Genomic DNA, 17,903 nt, shown 5'->3' on the forward strand with positions numbered 1-17,903 from the left:
CGGGACGCCGTGTCTTTTTGTGTTTTCATTTGTAGCATTTCATGGTAAAATAGGGCAAGTGACTATGAGTAGGAGGACCCTATATGCATACAGTGCTAACCATTTTATTGGTCATCGTTTGTATCGGATTGATTACTGTTGTTTTACTGCAGGAAGGTAAGAGTAATGGTTTATCTGGTGCTATCAGTGGTGGTGCAGAAACATTATTCGGCAAACAGAAGACACGGGGTGTCGACTTGATTTTACTGCGTACAACGATTGTACTGTCAGTGTTATTCTTCTTAATTATGCTGGCATTAACTTATTTCAACATGTAGATGATAAGTCCGGTGATTCACCGGGCTTTTTTATTTTGAATAGCACTTAAAAACACATACAATAGTATTAATACCATAAAAGGAGTTATCATCATGAAAATTCGATTACCTGAACCATTTTTCTTTGAAGAAGGTCCGCGTGCTGTGCTCTTGCTGCACGGTTTCACCGGCAACTCTTCTGATGTCAGACAATTAGGGCGTTATCTGCAGAAGAAAGGGTATACGTGTTATGCACCGCACTACGAAGGTCATGGCGTCCCCCCTGAAGAACTGCTTGCTTCAAGTCCGCATGTCTGGTGGGGTCAGGTGCTTGAAGCCTATGACTTCCTGAATGAGAAAGGTTATACTGATATTGCTGTAGCGGGCCTTTCCTTAGGTGGCGATTTTGCGCTCAGACTTTCTCAGAACAGGGATGTCCATAGTGTCGCGACCATGTGCTCGCCGATGTATATCAAGACAACCGGCAATATGTTTGAAGGGGTCCTGGAATATGCCAGAGAATTCAAGAAACGTGAAGGCAAGGCTACTGAGCAGATAGAAAGGGAGATGGCGGCCTTCCATCCGACAAGTCTGCTGGAAGACCTTCAGCAGACCATCGTCAAAGTGCGCGAATCGATTGACGACGTCTTTGCACCTCTCTTTGTCGCACAAGGCCGACTGGATACGATGATCAATCCGGATTCCGCCAACATTATTTTCGAGGAGTCATCAAGTGATTTGAAGGAGATTCACTGGTATGAACATTCAGGTCACGTCATTACTATAGATAAGGAAAAAGAACAGCTCTTTGATGATTATTTTGCATTTTTAGAAGGGCTGGAATGGTCTCACTAAAGAAAGGGGAAGACTATGACACAAACAGAAATTTTAAACATTCTTCAGACTAGAAAAGGCGAGGCGCTTGCCATCAGTGATATCGAACAGGCACTGACGCTGTCAAACGCGGAGGAATTCAAGGCACTCGTCAAAATACTGGTTGAATTAGAACAAAAAGGCAAGATCAAACGGACAAAAGAGGACCGTTATATGCTGATTGACTCTGAGTATGTTGAGGGCATTGTCAGTCAGAACAAAAAAGGCTTCGCTTTTGTGCGTCCGACGACTGAAGGGATAGAAGATATCTTTATTCCGCCGAATGCTATCAATCAGGCCATGGACGGCGACACGGTTCTCGTCAAAGTCTCAAAAGGTCGCGACGGCCGCGAGGAAGGCGTCATCAAGGAAATTACCCACCGCGCCATAACGACCGTTGTCGGCACATATACAGAAGCGAAACACTTCGGTTTTGTGTTGCCTGACGATAAACGGATCACGCAGGATATCTTTATTCCGAAGAAACGTAACTTAGGAGCGGTGGAAGGCCACAAAGTGCTGGTGGAGCTGACAGCCTATCCAGATGGCAGCAGTAACCCTGAAGGACATGTCACTGCGATTCTCGGTCATAAAAATGACCCGGGTGTCGATATTCTGTCCATCATCTATCAGCATGGTATCAATATTGATTTTGCGCCAGACGCTATCAAAGAGGCGGAACGTGTCCCGGATGCTATCAGTCCTGCAGATATTAAAGGGCGCAGGGATTTAAGAGATAAGCTGACGATTACCATTGATGGTGCTGACGCGAAGGACTTAGATGATGCCATCAGTCTTGAACGTAAAGGTGAAAATTATCTTCTGACAGTCAGTATCGCAGACGTCAGTCATTATGTGACGGAAGGTTCTGCACTGGATAGGGAAGCTTATGAGCGCGGCACGAGTGTCTATTTAGTTGACCGCGTCATTCCGATGATTCCTCATCGCCTGTCCAATGGCATCTGTTCATTGAATCCGCAGGTAGACCGGCTGACAATGAGCTGTGAGATGGAGATTACGCCTGAGGGTGAAGTTGTTCATCATGATATCTTCCAGAGTGTCATCTACTCAGATGAACGGATGACCTACAGCGATGTCAATGAGATTCTGGCTGGAGATAAAGAACTGCGAGACAAATACGCCCATATTGTACCGATGATTGAAGATGCACAGGAACTGAATACCATTCTGGCTGCAATGCGTAAGCGCCGCGGAGAAGTTGACTTCGATTTCAAGGAAGCGAAAATTCTGGTCAATGAAGACGGCGTGCCATTTGATGTTGCTATCCGTGAGCGCGGTAAGGGTGAACGCCTGATTGAGTCGTTCATGCTGGCAGCAAACGAGACAATTGCTGAGCATTTCCATCATATGAAGGTGCCATTTATCTACCGTATCCACGAAGAACCGAAAGCAGATAAAATCAAACGTTTCTTCGAATTCATCGCGAACTTCGGTATTATGGTGCGCGGTGGTACAGAGCATATTCATCCGAAAACCTTGCAGACCATCGCGAAAGAGATTAAAGGTAAGCCGGAAGAAATGGTGATTTCTACATTGATGCTCCGGAGTATGCAGCAGGCGAAGTATTCCGAGCAGTCACTCGGTCACTTCGGTCTGTCAGCGCAGTATTATACCCATTTCACTTCGCCGATTCGTCGCTATCCGGACTTGATCGTGCATCGTCTGATCCGTAAGTATCTGATTGAGCAATCAATGGATGACGCCGCACAGGACAAATGGGAAGAAATGCTTGTCGAAATCAGTGATCACACGTCAAAACGTGAACGACGTGCAGTAGATGCAGAACGTGATACCGATGATCTCAAAAAAGCTGAATATATGCTGCAGCATGTCGGTGAGGAGTTCGAAGGCATTATCTCGTCCGTGGCAAACTTCGGTATGTTTGTGGAGCTTGAGAACACGATTGAAGGCATGGTGCATAATACGAATATGACAGATGACTACTATCACTTTGATGAACGTCAGATGGCGTTGATCGGGGAACGTGGCGGCAAAGTCTTCCGTATTGGGGATAAAGTCAAGATTAAAGTACTCAGCGTCAATATCGACGAGCGCATGATTGACTTCAGCATCGTCGGTATGGAACCACGACAGGTAGAGCGTAAGGCGCGGGGAACAGTCATCCGTACTGAGAAAAAAGGTCAGGATGATAACCGTAAACCTCGCGGTAAAGGAAGAGGTAAAGGAAGAAGTAACAGAAGCGGCGGTCAGAATAAAAAGCCGTTCTACAAGGCAAAAGCTGTAAAGAATGCTGGACGCGGCAAGAAGAAATAGAGGTGAAAATATGCCGAAAGGTGAAGGCAAGACACTCGCACAGAATAGAAAAGCGAGTCATGACTATACAATTGAAGAAACGATTGAAGCCGGCATTGAGCTGAAAGGCACTGAAATCAAGTCGATCAGACGAGGCAGTGCCAACTTGCGTGATTCCTATGCCCGTGTCTACAAAGGTGAGATGTATGTCTATAATATGCACATCGCTCCTTACGAAGAGGGGAACCGCTTCAATCATGATCCGCTGAGAACACGTAAACTGTTACTTAAGCGTAAGCAGATTGATAAGTTATTCGGTGAAACAAGGGAGCAGGGCTATGCACTCGTACCGCTCAAGCTATATATCAAGAACGGTTACTGCAAGATGCTGCTCGGGCTCGCAAAAGGTAAGAAAGACTACGATAAGCGACATGCCCTGAAAGCGAAGGAAGCGAAGCGTGAGATGGACCGCGCGATGAAGGAAAGATATTAAACCTGCCGGATTGGGCAGGTTTAATTTTTTATTGTCAAATGACAGTTACATGCTACAATAAAGAAAAAAGAGGTGTGTAATGAATATTAAAAGTCTTCTGCTTTCTTCTGCTGTTATGATGACCTTAACGGCTACTGTTGTCCCTGCTGAACCGGTACAGGCACAAGCACAGCCGGCTAAGATGACAAGAGCTGCTTTCTACAAACTGACTACTGACATCCATAAAGACTATCTGAAATTAGTCCCTGCCACAAGACAAGGGGGCACTTATGTTAACGAGAAAAAGCAGGTTGTCTATATCGGAATCGTTAAGCTGAAACAAAACCAGAAATACGTGGATCTCTTCAAGAAAAAATATGGTAAGAACGTCGGGTTCTATGATGCAGAATATTCAGTTCAAGGGCTTAAAAAAGCAAGACTCAAGCTTGAAAACTACGTGAAAGAACATCAGATTGAATTCTTTTTCATTGGCACGGATACGAAGGAAAGCAAAGTAATAATCGGTTTAGATGATAGACACAAGACAGATATCGCCTTGCTTAAAAAACGTTTTCCTCAGGCAGCATACGAGATTCAGGCTATCCCTTTCGAGAATAGACCTCAACTGGATTAATCAGGACCTTTTACTTGTTAAAAGGTCTTTTCTTTGCTATATTTAAATATGCTAGTTTTATGACATACTACCATTTCGGGGGCGTTACGGATTCGACAGGGGTCACTTGGGTTGGTATAGCGTGCCGGAGGGTTGTCTCCGCATCAACACAACAGTTATAATAACTGGCAAAACAAACAATTTCGCAGTAGCTGCCTAATCGCACTCTGCACCTCTCTCAAGCATCGCCTATGTGCCTGAGCACGAGGTTCAACTGAAGTAGGATACGCTGTTCACTTCCGCCTGGAGTCTGAACAGAAGAGATGAATCGGGCTAGCTATTAAGTAGGTTGTCCATTGTCAGCTTAATAGTGAAACCTTAACAATGCGACTACGCACGTAGAAGTATCAACTGCAGGATCTTTGGACGCGGGTTCGACTCCCGCCGTCTCCATATATGAGTTCATCTTAACGGATGAACTTTTTTTGTACCCAAAAACATTACAACAGACTTACAAAACGAAACTGTCCAGTAAAACGGCTTGTCACAATTGTTCATTTATGTGAGGATATTGCATACTCGATATTACCCGAAGATGACGCTCTGTAACAATGTTCAACAAATGGACAAAATACATTAATATCGCTGTTATCGTTTTAAAAGCGCAATACAAAGCTGTTACATGTGTTTATTTCAGCCTGTTAGACTGCTAGAGTTAATTTATCACGAAACACGAAAGGAAATGAACAGATGAAAAAATTTATAGCAGCTTCAGCGCTTGGTGTCGGATTCGCACTTTATTCAGGCGGAGGTTATGACGTTCAGGCAGATGAAATGATCCACGAGGCAGTAAAAGGATATTCTTATGAATACGGTTCATACTATACAAAAGATATGCAGGGCGATTATCACCATACGAAAGATGGTAAATGGGACCAAAGCATGTTTGATGATAAAGAATGGTATTTCTATTTGACGGATCGCAATCATAAAAAGCATTATTTCTATTTCCCGAAAAGTGAACTGAATATATTTATTCCGGACAATAACTATTCCGCATCCCAGTCGCATCAAGATATTGAGAAAAAGGGTTATGATATAGCACAGCCGAGTCGTCACGTGAATATGGCTCAGGTTCCAACTTCTGTGAATGTCAATGAAGAAAAAGCAGAACCAGTGGCTGGAAGCCAGACGAACATAAGTCCTTCAGCTCAGTCCTATCATGAGTCTGCAGGTCAAACATCATCTCAAAAACAAAACACAGCTTCAACTCAAACTAACGTAACTCAACTACAATCTCAAGCTTCTTCAGCACAGCAGACAACTGAAACGGCTCAATCTGATGATGCACAAGCGTCAAGCAGCTGGCTGAAGAACTACAGTAAGATGCAGCCTTACGGTCAATACTACGGCGGCGGGGCGCATTATGGTGTCGACTATGATATGCCTGAGAATACACCGGTCTACTCACTCACTGACGGAACCGTTATTCAGGCTGGCTGGAGTAATTACGGCGGCGGAAATCAGGTCACCATCAAAGAAGCGGACAGCGACTATTATCAGTGGTACATGCACATGAATTCACTGAATGTCTCTGCAGGACAGACTGTTTCAGCTGGCCAGCAGATTGGATTGTCCGGCAGCACAGGCAATTCCACTGCGCCGCATCTGCATTTCCAGCGTATGGCAGGTGGCGTCGGTAATGAATACGCTGTTGATCCGACAAACTATGTCAATCAGCAATAGCATGACCAGAGCTCTGAACTTAGTTCAGGGCTCTTTTATTCGTTTACTTCAAGCATTTATATGGTATATATTTATAATGAGAACGGAGGGAACGTTATGGATAAAGTGAATGTGAAATCTAAAATTGTAGTGACCTTATCCGCCGATAAGGATCAGTGGGAAGACCTCTATAAGAAAGTGGAGGATAATGAGCTCTATATTGACATTATCGAGTATAGGGCTGACCTATGTGGCGGGGACCAAACAGCGGATTATCTGGAAGACCTCAAGACATTGAAAGAGAAATTCAGTAATCTGCCGATCATCTTTACTTATCGCACCTGTGGTCAAGGGGGCAAGGGCAAGCTTGAACCTAATGAATATTATGCGCTCAACCGTTCTATTATTGAAGAAGGACACATCGATATCATTGATATTGAGCTTTTCCTTTATGAAGACCTGCGGAATGAGCTGATTGACCTTGCACATGACAAGGGGATCCAGGTGCTGGTTTCTCATCATGAGATGGACCACACGCCGAGCCTGAAAGAAATGAAAGCATTTTATCAGCATATGCAGCAGCTGAACGTAGATTACAGCAAGCTTGCGGTCATGCCTGAAGATGGCCGCGACGTGCTGAAGCTTCTGACTGCTGTCTACGAAACGAAGCAGGATTCCGATCATCATATTGTCGGCATAGCGATGGGTGAACAAGGGAAACTCAGTCGTCTAGCAGGCGGTGTCTTCGGCTCAGCGCTGACTTATGGCCATATCGGTCAAGAAGCAGCGCCGGGTCAGCTGCACGTTCAGCAGTTGAAGGCCTTGATGGAGATTTATCAGTAAGCATTTACAAAATAATCGTCCTTCTCTATAATTGATAATAGTTATCAACTAGAGGAGGACTTTTCTCATGTCTATTCAGGACCTGATCATTAATAGAAGAAGCATAAAAAAGTTTGAGCAGGATAGTCATTTTGAGGACGCCAAGATACAGCAGGCGATTGAGCTTGCCGCTTATGCCCCGAATCACGGTATGCGTGAACCATGGCGCGTAATCTGGGTGAAGAAGGACCGATTACCAGCTTATGGACGCCTTTTTGCTGAAGTCAACTTTAAGAATGACAGTGCAAAAGGACAGGCATTTATCGATATGGCTGCCAAGCTTGGCGGCATACTTATTATTGCAGGACCGGTAGACCGTAGACAGAAGCAGCGTCTGGAGGACCTGCTCGCTGTGGGCGGCTATATGCAGACATTATCGCTGCTACTCTTTGATGCAGGGGTCGGCAGCTGCATCAAGACACCTGCCAGCCTGACTGAGCCGAAGTTCAACGAGGCACTCGGTATTCATGGTCATGAGATGATTCATGGTTTAGTGTATCTGACTGAGCTGCCTGAAGAGACAGCGGGCAAGCCGCGTAAAAATATCAATTTAATCAGTGAATTTTAAAAAGCCGGCTATGCCGGCTTTTATTTTTCGATATGTTCTGCTAGAAATGCTTTCACTTCTTCAGGGGTCTTGGCATTGGCTGAATGAAGATGGGCTTGTTTCACACCGTTCTTGAAGATCAGTAAGCTTGGAATACCCATAACGTCATTTTCCGTTGCAGCTTCCGGCACTTGATCACGGTTGATTTTGTACCAGGTGATATCATGGTACTCATCAACAATCGGATCAATCCAGTAGTCCATTCTTGAGCAGTCCGGACACCAGTCAGCAAAGAATTTCACAACAATCTGTTCATCCTGGTTAATAATCTCTTCGAATTCTGCATATTGACTTATTGTTCTCATAGTCATACTCCTTTTTGTCTTTATATTGAGTATATACCATTCTTGGTCAAAAAATAAACGATGAGCTTGAGAGACATTTGTCCTATTGTCGAAATATTGGTACTATTATTCTATCTTACTGTTATGGAGGAAGACGATGCTAAAATTTTATCAGTTACCTAATTGTTCAACATGTCGAAAAGCAGCTCAGTTTCTGCAGGAGCATGGCGTCAGCTTTGAACCGATTCATATTGTGGAGCTGACACCGACTGCTGCTGAATTCAGGAAGTTGATTGAAGATACAGGTGTTGAGGTCGATCAGTTGTTCAACCGTCAAGGCACTAAGTTCCGCGAGCTTGGACTGAAGGATAAATTGGAAGCGTTACCACTGGATGAAAAATTAAATCTTCTGGCATCTGATGGGATGCTCGTTAAAAGACCGCTTGCAACCAACGGTAAGCAGATTACGCTTGGTTTCAAGGAGGAACAGTATCGACAGATCTGGCTATAAAAAATGTTGAATAAGCTGTCATGCTGTGTCATTATTAGAGTGTAATTACTATTAGGAGGGGATTTTTGTGGCAACTATTGAAGGCTTAAAGTATTCTAAAGATCACGAATGGGTAAAATCAGAAGGAAACATTAAAACAATCGGTATCACTGACTTCGCTCAATCAGAGCTCGGAGACATCGTTTTCGTTGAACTTCCAGAAGTCGGCGATGAAATTTCAGCAGGACAACCTTTCGGCAGCGTTGAGTCTGTTAAAACAGTTTCAGAATTATATGCGCCGCTTAGTGGTAAAGTTGTAGAAGTAAACAACGAACTTGAAGATTCTCCGGAATTCGTTAATGAATCTCCTTATGAAAATGCTTGGATGATTAAAGTTGAGACTGAAAGTGACGATGAATTAAATGAGTTACTTGACCAAGCTCAATATGATGAAATGATTAACGCGTAAATGCTATAATTTCCTTGATAAGATGCTTATCAAGGATTTTTTTATAACTGCATATGAAAAGGTGATGAGATGTCTGTAATCAGTAAAGTCATAGTTGTGGAAGGCAAGTCTGACAAGAAAAAGTTACAACAAGTATTATCTGAACCTGTACATATTATCTGCACGAACGGCACGATGGGTGTCAGTAAAATGGACGAAATGCTCGATGAACTGACAGGCCATAACGTCTATATCATGACTGATGCTGATAAAGCAGGGAAAAACATTCGCAGCTGGTTCAAACGCCATTTAAGTGAATGCAAGCATATCTATATTGATCCAACTTATGGTGAGGTCGGCCGCTGCCCTGTAGATTATCTCGCCAAAAAATTAATGAAACATGAGTTTGAAGTGAAAGGTCTGGAAGCGGAAGATGAAAGTCAGGGAGTATTTGCCTTCAGCCCCGTCTGGTAATTATGTGATATTCGGTTATACGCCCCTCTGCGGTACATGTAAGGTCGCAGAGCGCATGATAGACATCATGCCAGAACTGATTGAAGTCAATATAATGAAAGTAGATTTAAATTTTGCGGCGTCATTCGCGCAGCGCTATCAGCTGATGAGTGTGCCTGTTCTGCTCATTGTAAAAGACGATGAAGTAGTGGAAACCATCTATCGTTTTGAATCCGTCACAAATATTTATGAAATTATTCGTAAAGTATTGACGATTTAAATATTGTAGTCTAATATGTATAACAATTGAATATAACTCTTATCAAGAGTGGTGGAGGGATGTGCCCTATGAAACCCGGCAACCGTCATATGACATGGTGCCAATTCACATAAAGCATACGCTTTAGAAGATGAGAGACGATGAACTCATTGCGTCTTTCTCTTTACGGGAAAGACGCTTTATTCGTTTAAAGGAGGTACGTAAGTGATTACGTTAAATCATGTTGTCAAGCAGTTCGCAACAAAAAAAGGAATGATAACCGCTGTTGATGATGTCAATCTGACGATCAACGAGGGTGAAATATATGGTGTCATCGGTTTTTCAGGTGCAGGTAAAAGTACGTTAATCCGTATGTTCAATGGCCTTGAAAAACCGACGACGGGTGATGTGGTCGTCGGTGGCGATAACATTGCAGAGCTCAGTCCGACTGACCTCAGAAAGAAAAGACAGAAAATCGGTATGATCTTCCAGCATTTCAATCTGCTGTGGTCACGTACAGTATTCGATAACATTGCATTTCCGCTTGAAATTGCAGGTGTCTCTAAAACTGAACGTACTGCACGGGTCAATGAACTGATCCGCCTGGTCGGACTTGAAGGCCGAGAAAATGCTTATCCCTCTCAGCTGTCAGGGGGGCAGAAACAGCGGGTCGGCATTGCCCGTTCGCTGGCCAATAACCCGACTGTGCTGCTCTGTGATGAAGCAACCAGTGCACTTGACCCGCAGACGACAGATGAAATTCTGGAGCTGTTGGTGAACATCAATCGCCAGCTCAAACTGACGATTATTCTGATCACGCATGAAATGCAGGTCATCCGAAAAATCTGTCACCAGGTCGCTGTCATGGAAAATGGGCGTGTGGTGGAGCAGGGTCCTGTCATGGAAGTGTTTGAAAATCCGCAGTCAACTGTCACGCAGCGCTTTGTCAAAGATGATCTGAAAGACGCTGAAGTTGAAGCTTCTATCGATGAGATTATGGCACATTATCCGACCGGAGCGATTCTTCGCCTGAAGTTTGTCGGTTCTTCTACCGGGCAGCCGATTGTCAGCCGGATGATCAGAAAGTATGATCTGGATGCGAATGTTCTTGCCGGTAACATTAAGCATACGCAGAACGGTTCTTTCGGCCATCTGATCGTACATGTGCCTGCCCTTAATGCTGAAGTCGAAAGAATGTTCGACGAGTTAAGGGTGCACGGCGTTGAAGCGGAGGTGGAAAGACGTGGATAATACGATGATGGATACGTTAAGAGAAATGTTCAGTTTTGAGAATGTCATCTGGCCGGATGTCTGGGTGGCTGTTTATGAAACGCTGTATATGACGATTATTTCGGCAATCTTCACTTTTATATTCGGTCTGATCATCGGAACGGCGTTATTCCTTGCTTCACGCAGCAAATCAAGAGGGGCAAAGATTTTCTATAATATCATGGCCTTTTTTGTCAATCTGTTCCGGGCGATTCCGTTTATTATTCTGATTCTGCTTCTTATTCCATTCACCAACGTCCTGATGGGGACGATCAGCGGGGTCAAAGGTGCGCTGCCTGCATTAATTATCGGCGCTGCTCCCTTCTACGCCCGTCTTGTGGAGATCGGTATGAAAGAAATCGATAAAGGTGTCATTGAAGCAGCAGAAGCGATGGGCGCGAGCCGCTGGACACTTATCTGGAAAGTGCTGCTGCGTGAATCATTGCCAGCTCTGATCTCAGGTATCACGGTTACCACGATCTCGCTGGTAGGTGCTACGGCAATCGCCGGTGTTATCGGTGCCGGTGGGCTCGGTAACCTTGCTTATTTAGTAGGTTTCACCCGTAGTCAGAATGATGTGATCTTAGTATCGACTGTCTTCATTCTGCTCATAGTCTTTGCAATACAGTTTATCGGTGACTTCCTGGCGAAGCGCACAGACAAACGTTAAATATAAAATACAAAGGAGAAAAACGATGAAGAAAATTTTAGTATTTACACTTACGCTGTTATTCGCTGTTGTCCTGACAGCATGTGGCTCCGAGTCAAAAGAAAACGGGAAAGAAGATAAAACGATTAAAGTAGGGGCTTCACCGGCACCTCACGCAGAACTGCTTGAGCAAGTGAAACCGATCCTTGAAAAAGAAGGCTACAAACTGGATATCAAAATCATCAACGACTATACAACACCGAACCGTCTGTTGAACGATGGCGAATTAGATGCAAACTTCTTCCAGCACACACCTTACCTTGACACTGAAGTGAAGGAAAAAGGCTATAAAATCGAATCTGCTGGTAATGTGCATATCGAACCGATGGCTGTCTATTCTAAAAAATATAAATCACTGGATGAACTACCTGACGGCGCAGAAATCTTCGTCTCAAACAACCCGGCTGAAGAAGGTCGTTTCTTATCATTCTTCACAAAAGCAGGCTTAATTAAATTAAAAGAAGGTACAGACCCAGTCAAAGCGACATTCAAGGATATCGCTGAAAACAAAAAGAACCTGAAATTCAACAACAAACAGGCAGCTGAATTTTTACCTAAAACGTTCAACAATGGCGAAGGCGATGCAGTCATTATCAACTCCAACTTCGCACTTGATAATAAACTGAATCCAGTGAAGGACTCTATCGCACTTGAAGATAAAGATTCACCATACGCTAACTTAGTCGCTGTTCAGAAGGGCCATAAAGACGATGCGAAAATTAAAGCACTCGTTAAAGCGCTTCAATCCGATGACGTTAAGAAATTTATCGATGAGAAATATAAAGGCGCAGTTATCGCTGCAAACTAATCTTTAACACTCAGACTCGTTCTGAGTGTTTTTTATTTTCAATCACTCCGGTATGATTCTCAATGAAATGGTCTCAATCCGTTTAACAATCCATCTATTTACGTTATAATAATTGAGTAAATGAATTTAAGAGTCTTTGACTGTAAATTAAAATCATTATAAACTATAAAAAGTCTAAAATAATTATAATTCGTGGAGGGTACACAAATGGCATCAGTATTAGAGATTAAAGATTTACACGTTTCTATCGAAGGAAAAGAGATTTTAAAAGGTGTAAACTTAACAATCAAACAAGGTGAAGTTCACGCTATCATGGGACCGAACGGTACAGGTAAATCAACTTTATCTTCAGCAATCATGGGTCATCCGAAATATGAGGTCACTCAAGGGGAAGTTTTACTTGATGGTGAAAATGTACTTGAAATGGAAGTAGATGAGCGTGCGAAAGCAGGTCTTTTCCTTGCGATGCAGTATCCATCTGAAATCTCAGGTGTAACCAATGCAGACTTCTTACGTTCAGCGATTAACTCTCGTCGCGAGGAAGGTCAGGAAATCAACCTGATGCAGTTCATCAAGAAAATGGACAAACAGATGGACTTCCTTGAAATGGATCCTGACATGGCGACACGTTATTTAAATGAGGGCTTCTCTGGCGGTGAGAAAAAACGCAATGAAATTCTGCAGTTAATGATGCTGGAACCTAAATTTGCCATTTTAGATGAGATTGACTCAGGTCTCGATATCGATGCGCTTAAAGTGGTATCAAAAGGTATCAATGAAATGCGTGGCGACAGCTTCGGTTGCCTGATCATCACTCACTATCAGCGTCTTCTGAACTACATCACACCAGACTTCGTCCACGTGATGATGCAAGGCCGCGTCGTTAAGTCAGGCGGAGAAGAACTTGCTCAGCGTCTTGAAGCAGAAGGTTATGACTGGATCAAGCAAGAATTAAACATTCAGGATGAAGCAGCTGAATAAGGAGGAACTGAAATGAGTGACATCAACTTAGAACAAATCAAAGGTTTATCAGAATCCCGCAATGAACCTGCATGGATGACGGCGATTCGAGAAGATGCGTTTAATCGTTTAGACGCGATCGACATGCCTAAACCGGACAAAACAAGACTTGACCGCTGGAATTTCGACGTGACTTATCATGCGGCGGACAGTACAACTTTTGACAGTACAGACGCGTTACCGGCAGAAGTGAAATCTATCATTGATGTTGAGGCTGTCGAAAATCTTTACGTCCAGCACAATAATACGCCTGCTTTCCTGAAAGTGGACGAAAATTTAGCGGCACAAGGTGTCATCATTAAAGACATTCACACTGCGATGGCAGAGCATAGCGACCTTGTTCAGCAGTACTTCATGACTGAAGGGGTTAAAGTCGATGAGCATCGTTTAACTGCCTTACATGCTGCCTTACTGAACGGCGGTCTGTTCATCTATGTACCAAAGAACGTGATCATTGAGTCGCCGATTCAGATGGTCGTGTTACATGATGACAAAGACGCGAATCTTTTCAATCACCTGCTGATTGTAGCGGATACAGGTTCAGAAGTGACTTATGTAGAGAACTATTTATCCACAGTGGAAGAAGCAGCGGGACAACTGAATGTGATCTCAGAAGTTATCGCCAATGATAACGCTAAAATCACTTACGGCACTGTTGATTTCCTGGCAAAAGGTTTCACAGGCCACGTCATCCGTCGTGGTATCGCTCACAAGGATGCAACGATTGACTGGTCACTGGGTCTGATGAACGATGGTGACACAATCAATGACAATACGACTTACTTGATGGGGGATAACTCAACAAGTAACTTAAAGACTGTCGTCGTCGGTCGCGGAGAACAGAAACTGAATTTCACGACGCAGATTATTCAGTACGGTAAGAATTCTGTCGGTCATATTCTCAAGCACGGTGTAATGAAGGATGCGGCGTCTTCAATCTTCAACGGTATCGGCTATATCAAGCACGGTGCGACTAAAGCGGATGCGCAGCAGGAATCGCGTGTACTGATGCTGTCAGAGAAATCACGTGGGGATGCCAATCCGATCCTGTTGATTGATGAAGATGATGTAACAGCAGGGCATGCGGCATCAGCTGGACGTGTAGATCCAATGCAGCTCTTCTACCTGATGAGCCGTGGTATCTCTCAGGCTGAAGCAGAACGCTTAGTCATTCATGGTTTCCTGGCGCCTGTTGTCAATGAATTACCGATTGAAGCGGTAAGACGTCAGCTGACAGACGTTATCGAACAGAAAGTAGCAATTAAATAACAGAAAGGTCCTGATCTAATGGCACCATTCGATATCAATAAAGTTAAAGCGGATTTTCCGATTCTGACTGAAACGGTCAACGGCCAACCGCTCGTCTACCTTGATTCATCTGCGACCAGCCAGAAGCCGCAGCAGGTCATTGATAGAATGAATCAGTATTACCAGCATGAGAATGCGAACGTTCACCGGGGTGTTCACACACTCGGTACCCGTGCTACTGATGGCTATGAGGGCGCACGGGAAGCCGTCCGCCGTTTCATCAATGCACAGTATTTTGAGGAGGTCATCTTCACGCGTGGAACGACAACCGCTATCAATACTGTGGCCCACAGCTACGGCGATATGGCGGTTGAAGAAGGTGATGAGATTGTCATTACTCAGATGGAGCATCATGCGAATCTGGTACCATGGCAGCAGCTTGCCAAACGTCGTAAAGCTGTGCTGAAATATATTCCGCTGCAGCCGGACGGCACACTGGATTTAAAGGATGTTGAAGCGACGATTACAGACAGAACTAAGATTGTCTCTGTTGCCCATGTCTCCAATGTACTCGGAACAATCAACGACATTAAAGCAATCGCGAAGCTTGCCCATGATAAGGGCGCGATTATGGTGTCAGACGGCGCGCAGGCGGTGCCGCATATGACAGTAGATGTCCAGGACTTGGATGTCGACTTCTATGCATTCAGCGGTCACAAAATGGTGGGTCCGACCGGTATCGGTGTATTATATGGACGCAAGTCATTGCTGAATAAAATGGAACCGATTGAATATGGCGGGGATATGATTGACTTCGTCGGTCTCCAGGACTCCACTTGGACAGAACTGCCGACCAAGTTTGAAGCAGGTACGCCGCTGATAGCTGAAGCCATCGGTCTACATGCAGCCATTGACTATTTAGAAGCCATCGGACTGGATGAAGTCCTGACATATGAACATGAGCTGACAGCCTATGCCTATGAGAAGATGTCAGAGATCGAAGGGCTTGAAATCTACGGTCCGGGTCCGGATAAACGTGCAGGGCTGATCACTTTCAATCTTGCCGGTGTTCACCCTCATGATCTCGCAACAGCACTTGATTCTGATGGCATCGCTATCCGCGCAGGCCATCACTGTGCACAGCCGCTGATGAAGTGGCTGAACCAATCTTCAACTGCACGCGCAAGTTTCTATATCTACAACACGAAAGAAGAAATAGACCTGTTAGTGGATAGCTTGAAAAAAACAAAGGAGTTTTTCAGCTATGAGTTTTAATAATTTAGACCAGCTTTATCGCTCAGTGATCATGGATCATTATAAAAATCCTCGTAACAAAGGGGTGATTGAAGATGGTTCACTGACCATTGAGATGAACAATCCGACTTGTGGAGACCGCATTCGTCTGACGCTTGATGTTGACGGTGATATCGTCAGAGATGCAAAATTTGAAGGTGAGGGATGCTCTATTTCAATGTCCAGCGCTTCAATGATGACTGAGGCGATTAAAGGACACACGATTGATGAAGCATTAGCGATGGGCCATGAATTCAGTCAGATGATGCTTGGCAATGACTATGAAATCACCGAGGAAATGGGTGACATCGAAGCGTTATCAGGTGTCGCTAAATTCCCTGCACGAATCAAATGTGCCACTCTTGCCTGGAAAGCACTTGAAAAAGGAACAAAAGACGAAGAATAAGGAGTGAACCAAATGGCTAAAAAAGCACCAGATGTGGGCGATTATAAATATGGTTTCCATGATAAAGACGTATCGATTTTCCGTTCAGAACGGGGTCTGACTGAAGATATCGTGCGTGAAATCTCTAAGATGAAGGAAGAACCGGAATGGATGCTCAATTTCCGATTAAAATCATTAAAGCAGTTCTATAAAATGCCGATGCCGATGTGGGGCGGTGACTTATCAGAGCTGAACTTTGATGAAATCACTTACTACGTTAAACCATCAGAACATACAGAGCGTTCATGGGACGAAGTACCTGAAGAAATTAAGCAGACCTTTGATAAATTAGGTATCCCTGAAGCGGAGCAGAAATATCTTGCCGGTGTCTCTGCCCAGTATGAATCAGAAGTGGTATACCACAATATGCAGGAAGACCTGGAAGCACAGGGCATCATCTTTAAGGACACAGACTCAGCATTACGTGAGAATGAAGATATCTTCAAAGAACATTTCGCATCAGTGATTCCGCCTGCCGACAACAAGTTTGCGGCTCTTAACTCTGCGGTATGGTCAGGTGGCTCATTCATCTATGTACCGAAGAACGTTAAACTGGATACGCCACTGCAAGCTTACTTCCGTATCAACTCAGAGAATATGGGGCAGTTTGAACGTACACTGATTATCGTGGATGAAGGCGCAAGTGTCCACTACGTAGAAGGCTGTACAGCCCCTGTTTATACAACCAACTCACTGCACTCTGCTGTCGTTGAGATCATCGTTAAGAAAGACGCATACTGCCGCTATACAACCATCCAGAACTGGGCGAATAACGTCTTCAACCTGGTGACTAAACGTACATTTGTCTATGAAAACGGCACGATGGAATGGATCGATGGTAACATCGGTTCTAAACTGACGATGAAATACCCGGCTTGTTACCTCCTCGGCGAGGGCGCACGTGGTATGACATTATCTATCGCCTTGGCAGGTAAAGGACAGGTACAGGATGCCGGCGCGAAGATGATCCATAAAGCACCGAACACCTCTTCAACCATCGTCTCTAAATCTATCTCTAAACAAGGCGGTAAAGTGGTTTACCGCGGTATCGTTCACTTCGGCCGTGATGCTGAGGGTGCACGTTCAAATATTGAATGTGATACACTCATCATGGACAACGCGTCAACTTCTGACACGATTCCTTACAATGAAGTCATGAACGACAACATCTCTTTAGAGCATGAAGCAAAAGTCTCTAAAGTATCTGAAGAACAGCTCTTCTACCTGATGAGCCGTGGTATTTCAGAAGAAGAAGCGACTGAAATGATCGTGATGGGCTTCATCGAGCCATTCACCAAAGAATTACCGATGGAGTACGCAGTAGAGATGAACCGTCTCATCAAGTTCGAGATGGAAGGTTCAATCGGTTAATTCACAACAAAAAAGACGAGTCTGATGCTCGTCTTTTTTTGTTTGTGAAAATTTAGGTATCTTT

The 17,903-nt window shown here is 44.2% G+C and carries 21 protein-coding genes, 1 other RNA gene and 1 riboswitch; of the genes, 21 read left to right on the plus strand and 1 reads right to left on the minus strand.

What is annotated here, in order from left to right:
• Positions 1 to 83: 83 nt before the first annotated feature.
• The 9 genes from secG (at position 84) to QSV55_RS03310 (ending at position 7,703) form a co-directional block, all read left to right on the plus strand.
• Positions 84 to 317, plus strand: a complete 234-nt coding sequence (secG, locus tag QSV55_RS03270) for a preprotein translocase subunit SecG (RefSeq protein ID WP_133451440.1) — start codon at positions 84 to 86, stop codon at positions 315 to 317.
• 93 nt (positions 318 to 410) lie between these two features.
• A complete protein-coding gene (locus QSV55_RS03275; RefSeq protein ID WP_289650682.1) occupies positions 411 to 1,151 on the plus strand; it encodes an alpha/beta hydrolase in 741 nt (246 codons plus the stop codon).
• 15 nt (positions 1,152 to 1,166) lie between these two features.
• A complete protein-coding gene (rnr, locus tag QSV55_RS03280; protein ID WP_289650683.1) occupies positions 1,167 to 3,464 on the plus strand; it encodes a ribonuclease R in 2,298 nt (765 codons plus the stop codon).
• A 10-nt stretch (positions 3,465 to 3,474) separates the two neighbouring features.
• Positions 3,475 to 3,936, plus strand: a complete 462-nt coding sequence (gene smpB, locus QSV55_RS03285; RefSeq protein ID WP_289650684.1) for an SsrA-binding protein SmpB — start codon at positions 3,475 to 3,477, stop codon at positions 3,934 to 3,936.
• Between the two features lie 79 nt (positions 3,937 to 4,015).
• Positions 4,016 to 4,549 carry a hypothetical protein gene (locus QSV55_RS03290; protein ID WP_289650685.1) on the plus strand — a complete coding sequence of 178 codons (534 nt, stop codon included), beginning with the start codon at positions 4,016 to 4,018 and terminating at the stop codon, positions 4,547 to 4,549.
• A gap of 77 nt (positions 4,550 to 4,626) precedes the next feature.
• Positions 4,627 to 4,984: a transfer-messenger RNA gene (gene ssrA, locus QSV55_RS03295) on the plus strand.
• Positions 4,985 to 5,278: 294 nt separating this feature from the next.
• Positions 5,279 to 6,274, plus strand: a complete 996-nt coding sequence (locus QSV55_RS03300) for a M23 family metallopeptidase (protein ID WP_289650686.1) — start codon at positions 5,279 to 5,281, stop codon at positions 6,272 to 6,274.
• A 96-nt stretch (positions 6,275 to 6,370) separates the two neighbouring features.
• Positions 6,371 to 7,096, plus strand: a complete 726-nt coding sequence (gene aroD / locus QSV55_RS03305) for a type I 3-dehydroquinate dehydratase (RefSeq protein WP_165983707.1) — start codon at positions 6,371 to 6,373, stop codon at positions 7,094 to 7,096.
• Positions 7,097 to 7,163: 67 nt separating this feature from the next.
• Positions 7,164 to 7,703, plus strand: coding sequence for a nitroreductase family protein (locus QSV55_RS03310; RefSeq protein ID WP_289650687.1), 540 nt, complete (start codon positions 7,164 to 7,166; stop codon positions 7,701 to 7,703).
• Positions 7,704 to 7,723: 20 nt separating this feature from the next.
• Here the strand turns inward: QSV55_RS03310 and QSV55_RS03315 are convergent, their stop codons facing one another.
• Positions 7,724 to 8,047: a thioredoxin family protein gene (locus QSV55_RS03315; RefSeq protein WP_133451447.1), complete on the minus strand. Its 324-nt coding sequence runs from the start codon at positions 8,045 to 8,047 to the stop codon at positions 7,724 to 7,726.
• 136 nt (positions 8,048 to 8,183) lie between these two features.
• Between QSV55_RS03315 and QSV55_RS03320 the strand changes: the two genes are divergently transcribed.
• The 12 genes from QSV55_RS03320 to sufB all read left to right on the plus strand — a co-directional run bounded on the left by QSV55_RS03320 (position 8,184) and on the right by sufB (position 17,839).
• Positions 8,184 to 8,537 (plus strand): arsenate reductase family protein, encoded by a 354-nt coding sequence (locus QSV55_RS03320; RefSeq protein ID WP_289650688.1) that lies wholly within the window; start codon positions 8,184 to 8,186, stop codon positions 8,535 to 8,537.
• Positions 8,538 to 8,604: 67 nt separating this feature from the next.
• A complete protein-coding gene (gene gcvH / locus QSV55_RS03325; RefSeq protein ID WP_289650689.1) occupies positions 8,605 to 8,985 on the plus strand; it encodes a glycine cleavage system protein GcvH in 381 nt (126 codons plus the stop codon).
• 69 nt (positions 8,986 to 9,054) lie between these two features.
• The gene (locus QSV55_RS03330) at positions 9,055 to 9,438 is read left to right on the plus strand and encodes a toprim domain-containing protein (protein WP_133451450.1); all 384 of its coding nucleotides are present in this window, start codon (positions 9,055 to 9,057) and stop codon (positions 9,436 to 9,438) included.
• A 55-nt stretch (positions 9,439 to 9,493) separates the two neighbouring features.
• A complete protein-coding gene (locus QSV55_RS03335) occupies positions 9,494 to 9,697 on the plus strand; it encodes a YbbN family protein (protein ID WP_465249760.1) in 204 nt (67 codons plus the stop codon).
• Between the two features lie 36 nt (positions 9,698 to 9,733).
• Positions 9,734 to 9,834: riboswitch (SAM riboswitch) on the plus strand.
• 67 nt (positions 9,835 to 9,901) lie between these two features.
• Positions 9,902 to 10,927: a methionine ABC transporter ATP-binding protein gene (locus QSV55_RS03340; RefSeq protein WP_133451452.1), complete on the plus strand. Its 1,026-nt coding sequence runs from the start codon at positions 9,902 to 9,904 to the stop codon at positions 10,925 to 10,927.
• Positions 10,920 to 11,615 (plus strand): methionine ABC transporter permease, encoded by a 696-nt coding sequence (locus QSV55_RS03345; protein WP_424960680.1) that lies wholly within the window; start codon positions 10,920 to 10,922, stop codon positions 11,613 to 11,615. Before QSV55_RS03340 ends, QSV55_RS03345 begins: the two co-directional genes overlap by 8 nt.
• Before the next feature lie 25 nt (positions 11,616 to 11,640).
• Complete coding sequence (locus tag QSV55_RS03350) at positions 11,641 to 12,462, plus strand: MetQ/NlpA family ABC transporter substrate-binding protein (protein ID WP_289650691.1); 822 nt, start codon at positions 11,641 to 11,643, stop codon at positions 12,460 to 12,462.
• Between the two features lie 207 nt (positions 12,463 to 12,669).
• Positions 12,670 to 13,443: a Fe-S cluster assembly ATPase SufC gene (gene sufC / locus QSV55_RS03355; protein WP_133451454.1), complete on the plus strand. Its 774-nt coding sequence runs from the start codon at positions 12,670 to 12,672 to the stop codon at positions 13,441 to 13,443.
• Between the two features lie 12 nt (positions 13,444 to 13,455).
• Complete coding sequence (gene sufD, locus QSV55_RS03360; protein ID WP_289650692.1) at positions 13,456 to 14,751, plus strand: Fe-S cluster assembly protein SufD; 1,296 nt, start codon at positions 13,456 to 13,458, stop codon at positions 14,749 to 14,751.
• Between the two features lie 18 nt (positions 14,752 to 14,769).
• Entirely contained in the window at positions 14,770 to 16,005 is a 1,236-nt protein-coding gene (locus QSV55_RS03365) for a cysteine desulfurase (protein ID WP_289650694.1), read from the plus strand.
• Positions 15,995 to 16,429: a Fe-S cluster assembly sulfur transfer protein SufU gene (gene sufU, locus QSV55_RS03370; RefSeq protein ID WP_289650695.1), complete on the plus strand. Its 435-nt coding sequence runs from the start codon at positions 15,995 to 15,997 to the stop codon at positions 16,427 to 16,429. Before QSV55_RS03365 ends, sufU begins: the two co-directional genes overlap by 11 nt.
• A 12-nt stretch (positions 16,430 to 16,441) precedes the next feature.
• Positions 16,442 to 17,839: a Fe-S cluster assembly protein SufB gene (gene sufB, locus QSV55_RS03375; protein WP_133451458.1), complete on the plus strand. Its 1,398-nt coding sequence runs from the start codon at positions 16,442 to 16,444 to the stop codon at positions 17,837 to 17,839.
• Positions 17,840 to 17,903: the final 64 nt, after the last annotated feature.

The sequence above is a fragment of the Macrococcus bovicus genome (assembly GCF_030376725.1).
Lineage (GTDB): Bacteria > Bacillota > Bacilli > Staphylococcales > Staphylococcaceae > Macrococcus > Macrococcus bovicus.

Coding starts and splice junctions, on each gene's coding strand:
- secG (WP_133451440.1), top strand. CDS start 84: ATGCATACAGTGCTAACCATTTTATTGGTCATCGTTTGTATCGGATTG.
- QSV55_RS03275 (WP_289650682.1), top strand. CDS start 411: ATGAAAATTCGATTACCTGAACCATTTTTCTTTGAAGAAGGTCCGCGT.
- rnr (WP_289650683.1), top strand. CDS start 1,167: ATGACACAAACAGAAATTTTAAACATTCTTCAGACTAGAAAAGGCGAG.
- smpB (WP_289650684.1), top strand. CDS start 3,475: ATGCCGAAAGGTGAAGGCAAGACACTCGCACAGAATAGAAAAGCGAGT.
- QSV55_RS03290 (WP_289650685.1), top strand. CDS start 4,016: ATGAATATTAAAAGTCTTCTGCTTTCTTCTGCTGTTATGATGACCTTA.
- QSV55_RS03300 (WP_289650686.1), top strand. CDS start 5,279: ATGAAAAAATTTATAGCAGCTTCAGCGCTTGGTGTCGGATTCGCACTT.
- aroD (WP_165983707.1), top strand. CDS start 6,371: ATGGATAAAGTGAATGTGAAATCTAAAATTGTAGTGACCTTATCCGCC.
- QSV55_RS03310 (WP_289650687.1), top strand. CDS start 7,164: ATGTCTATTCAGGACCTGATCATTAATAGAAGAAGCATAAAAAAGTTT.
- QSV55_RS03315 (WP_133451447.1), bottom strand. CDS start 8,047: ATGAGAACAATAAGTCAATATGCAGAATTCGAAGAGATTATTAACCAG.
- QSV55_RS03320 (WP_289650688.1), top strand. CDS start 8,184: ATGCTAAAATTTTATCAGTTACCTAATTGTTCAACATGTCGAAAAGCA.
- QSV55_RS03330 (WP_133451450.1), top strand. CDS start 9,055: ATGTCTGTAATCAGTAAAGTCATAGTTGTGGAAGGCAAGTCTGACAAG.
- QSV55_RS03335 (WP_465249760.1), top strand. CDS start 9,494: ATGATAGACATCATGCCAGAACTGATTGAAGTCAATATAATGAAAGTA.
- QSV55_RS03350 (WP_289650691.1), top strand. CDS start 11,641: ATGAAGAAAATTTTAGTATTTACACTTACGCTGTTATTCGCTGTTGTC.
- sufC (WP_133451454.1), top strand. CDS start 12,670: ATGGCATCAGTATTAGAGATTAAAGATTTACACGTTTCTATCGAAGGA.
- sufD (WP_289650692.1), top strand. CDS start 13,456: ATGAGTGACATCAACTTAGAACAAATCAAAGGTTTATCAGAATCCCGC.
- QSV55_RS03365 (WP_289650694.1), top strand. CDS start 14,770: ATGGCACCATTCGATATCAATAAAGTTAAAGCGGATTTTCCGATTCTG.
- sufU (WP_289650695.1), top strand. CDS start 15,995: ATGAGTTTTAATAATTTAGACCAGCTTTATCGCTCAGTGATCATGGAT.
- sufB (WP_133451458.1), top strand. CDS start 16,442: ATGGCTAAAAAAGCACCAGATGTGGGCGATTATAAATATGGTTTCCAT.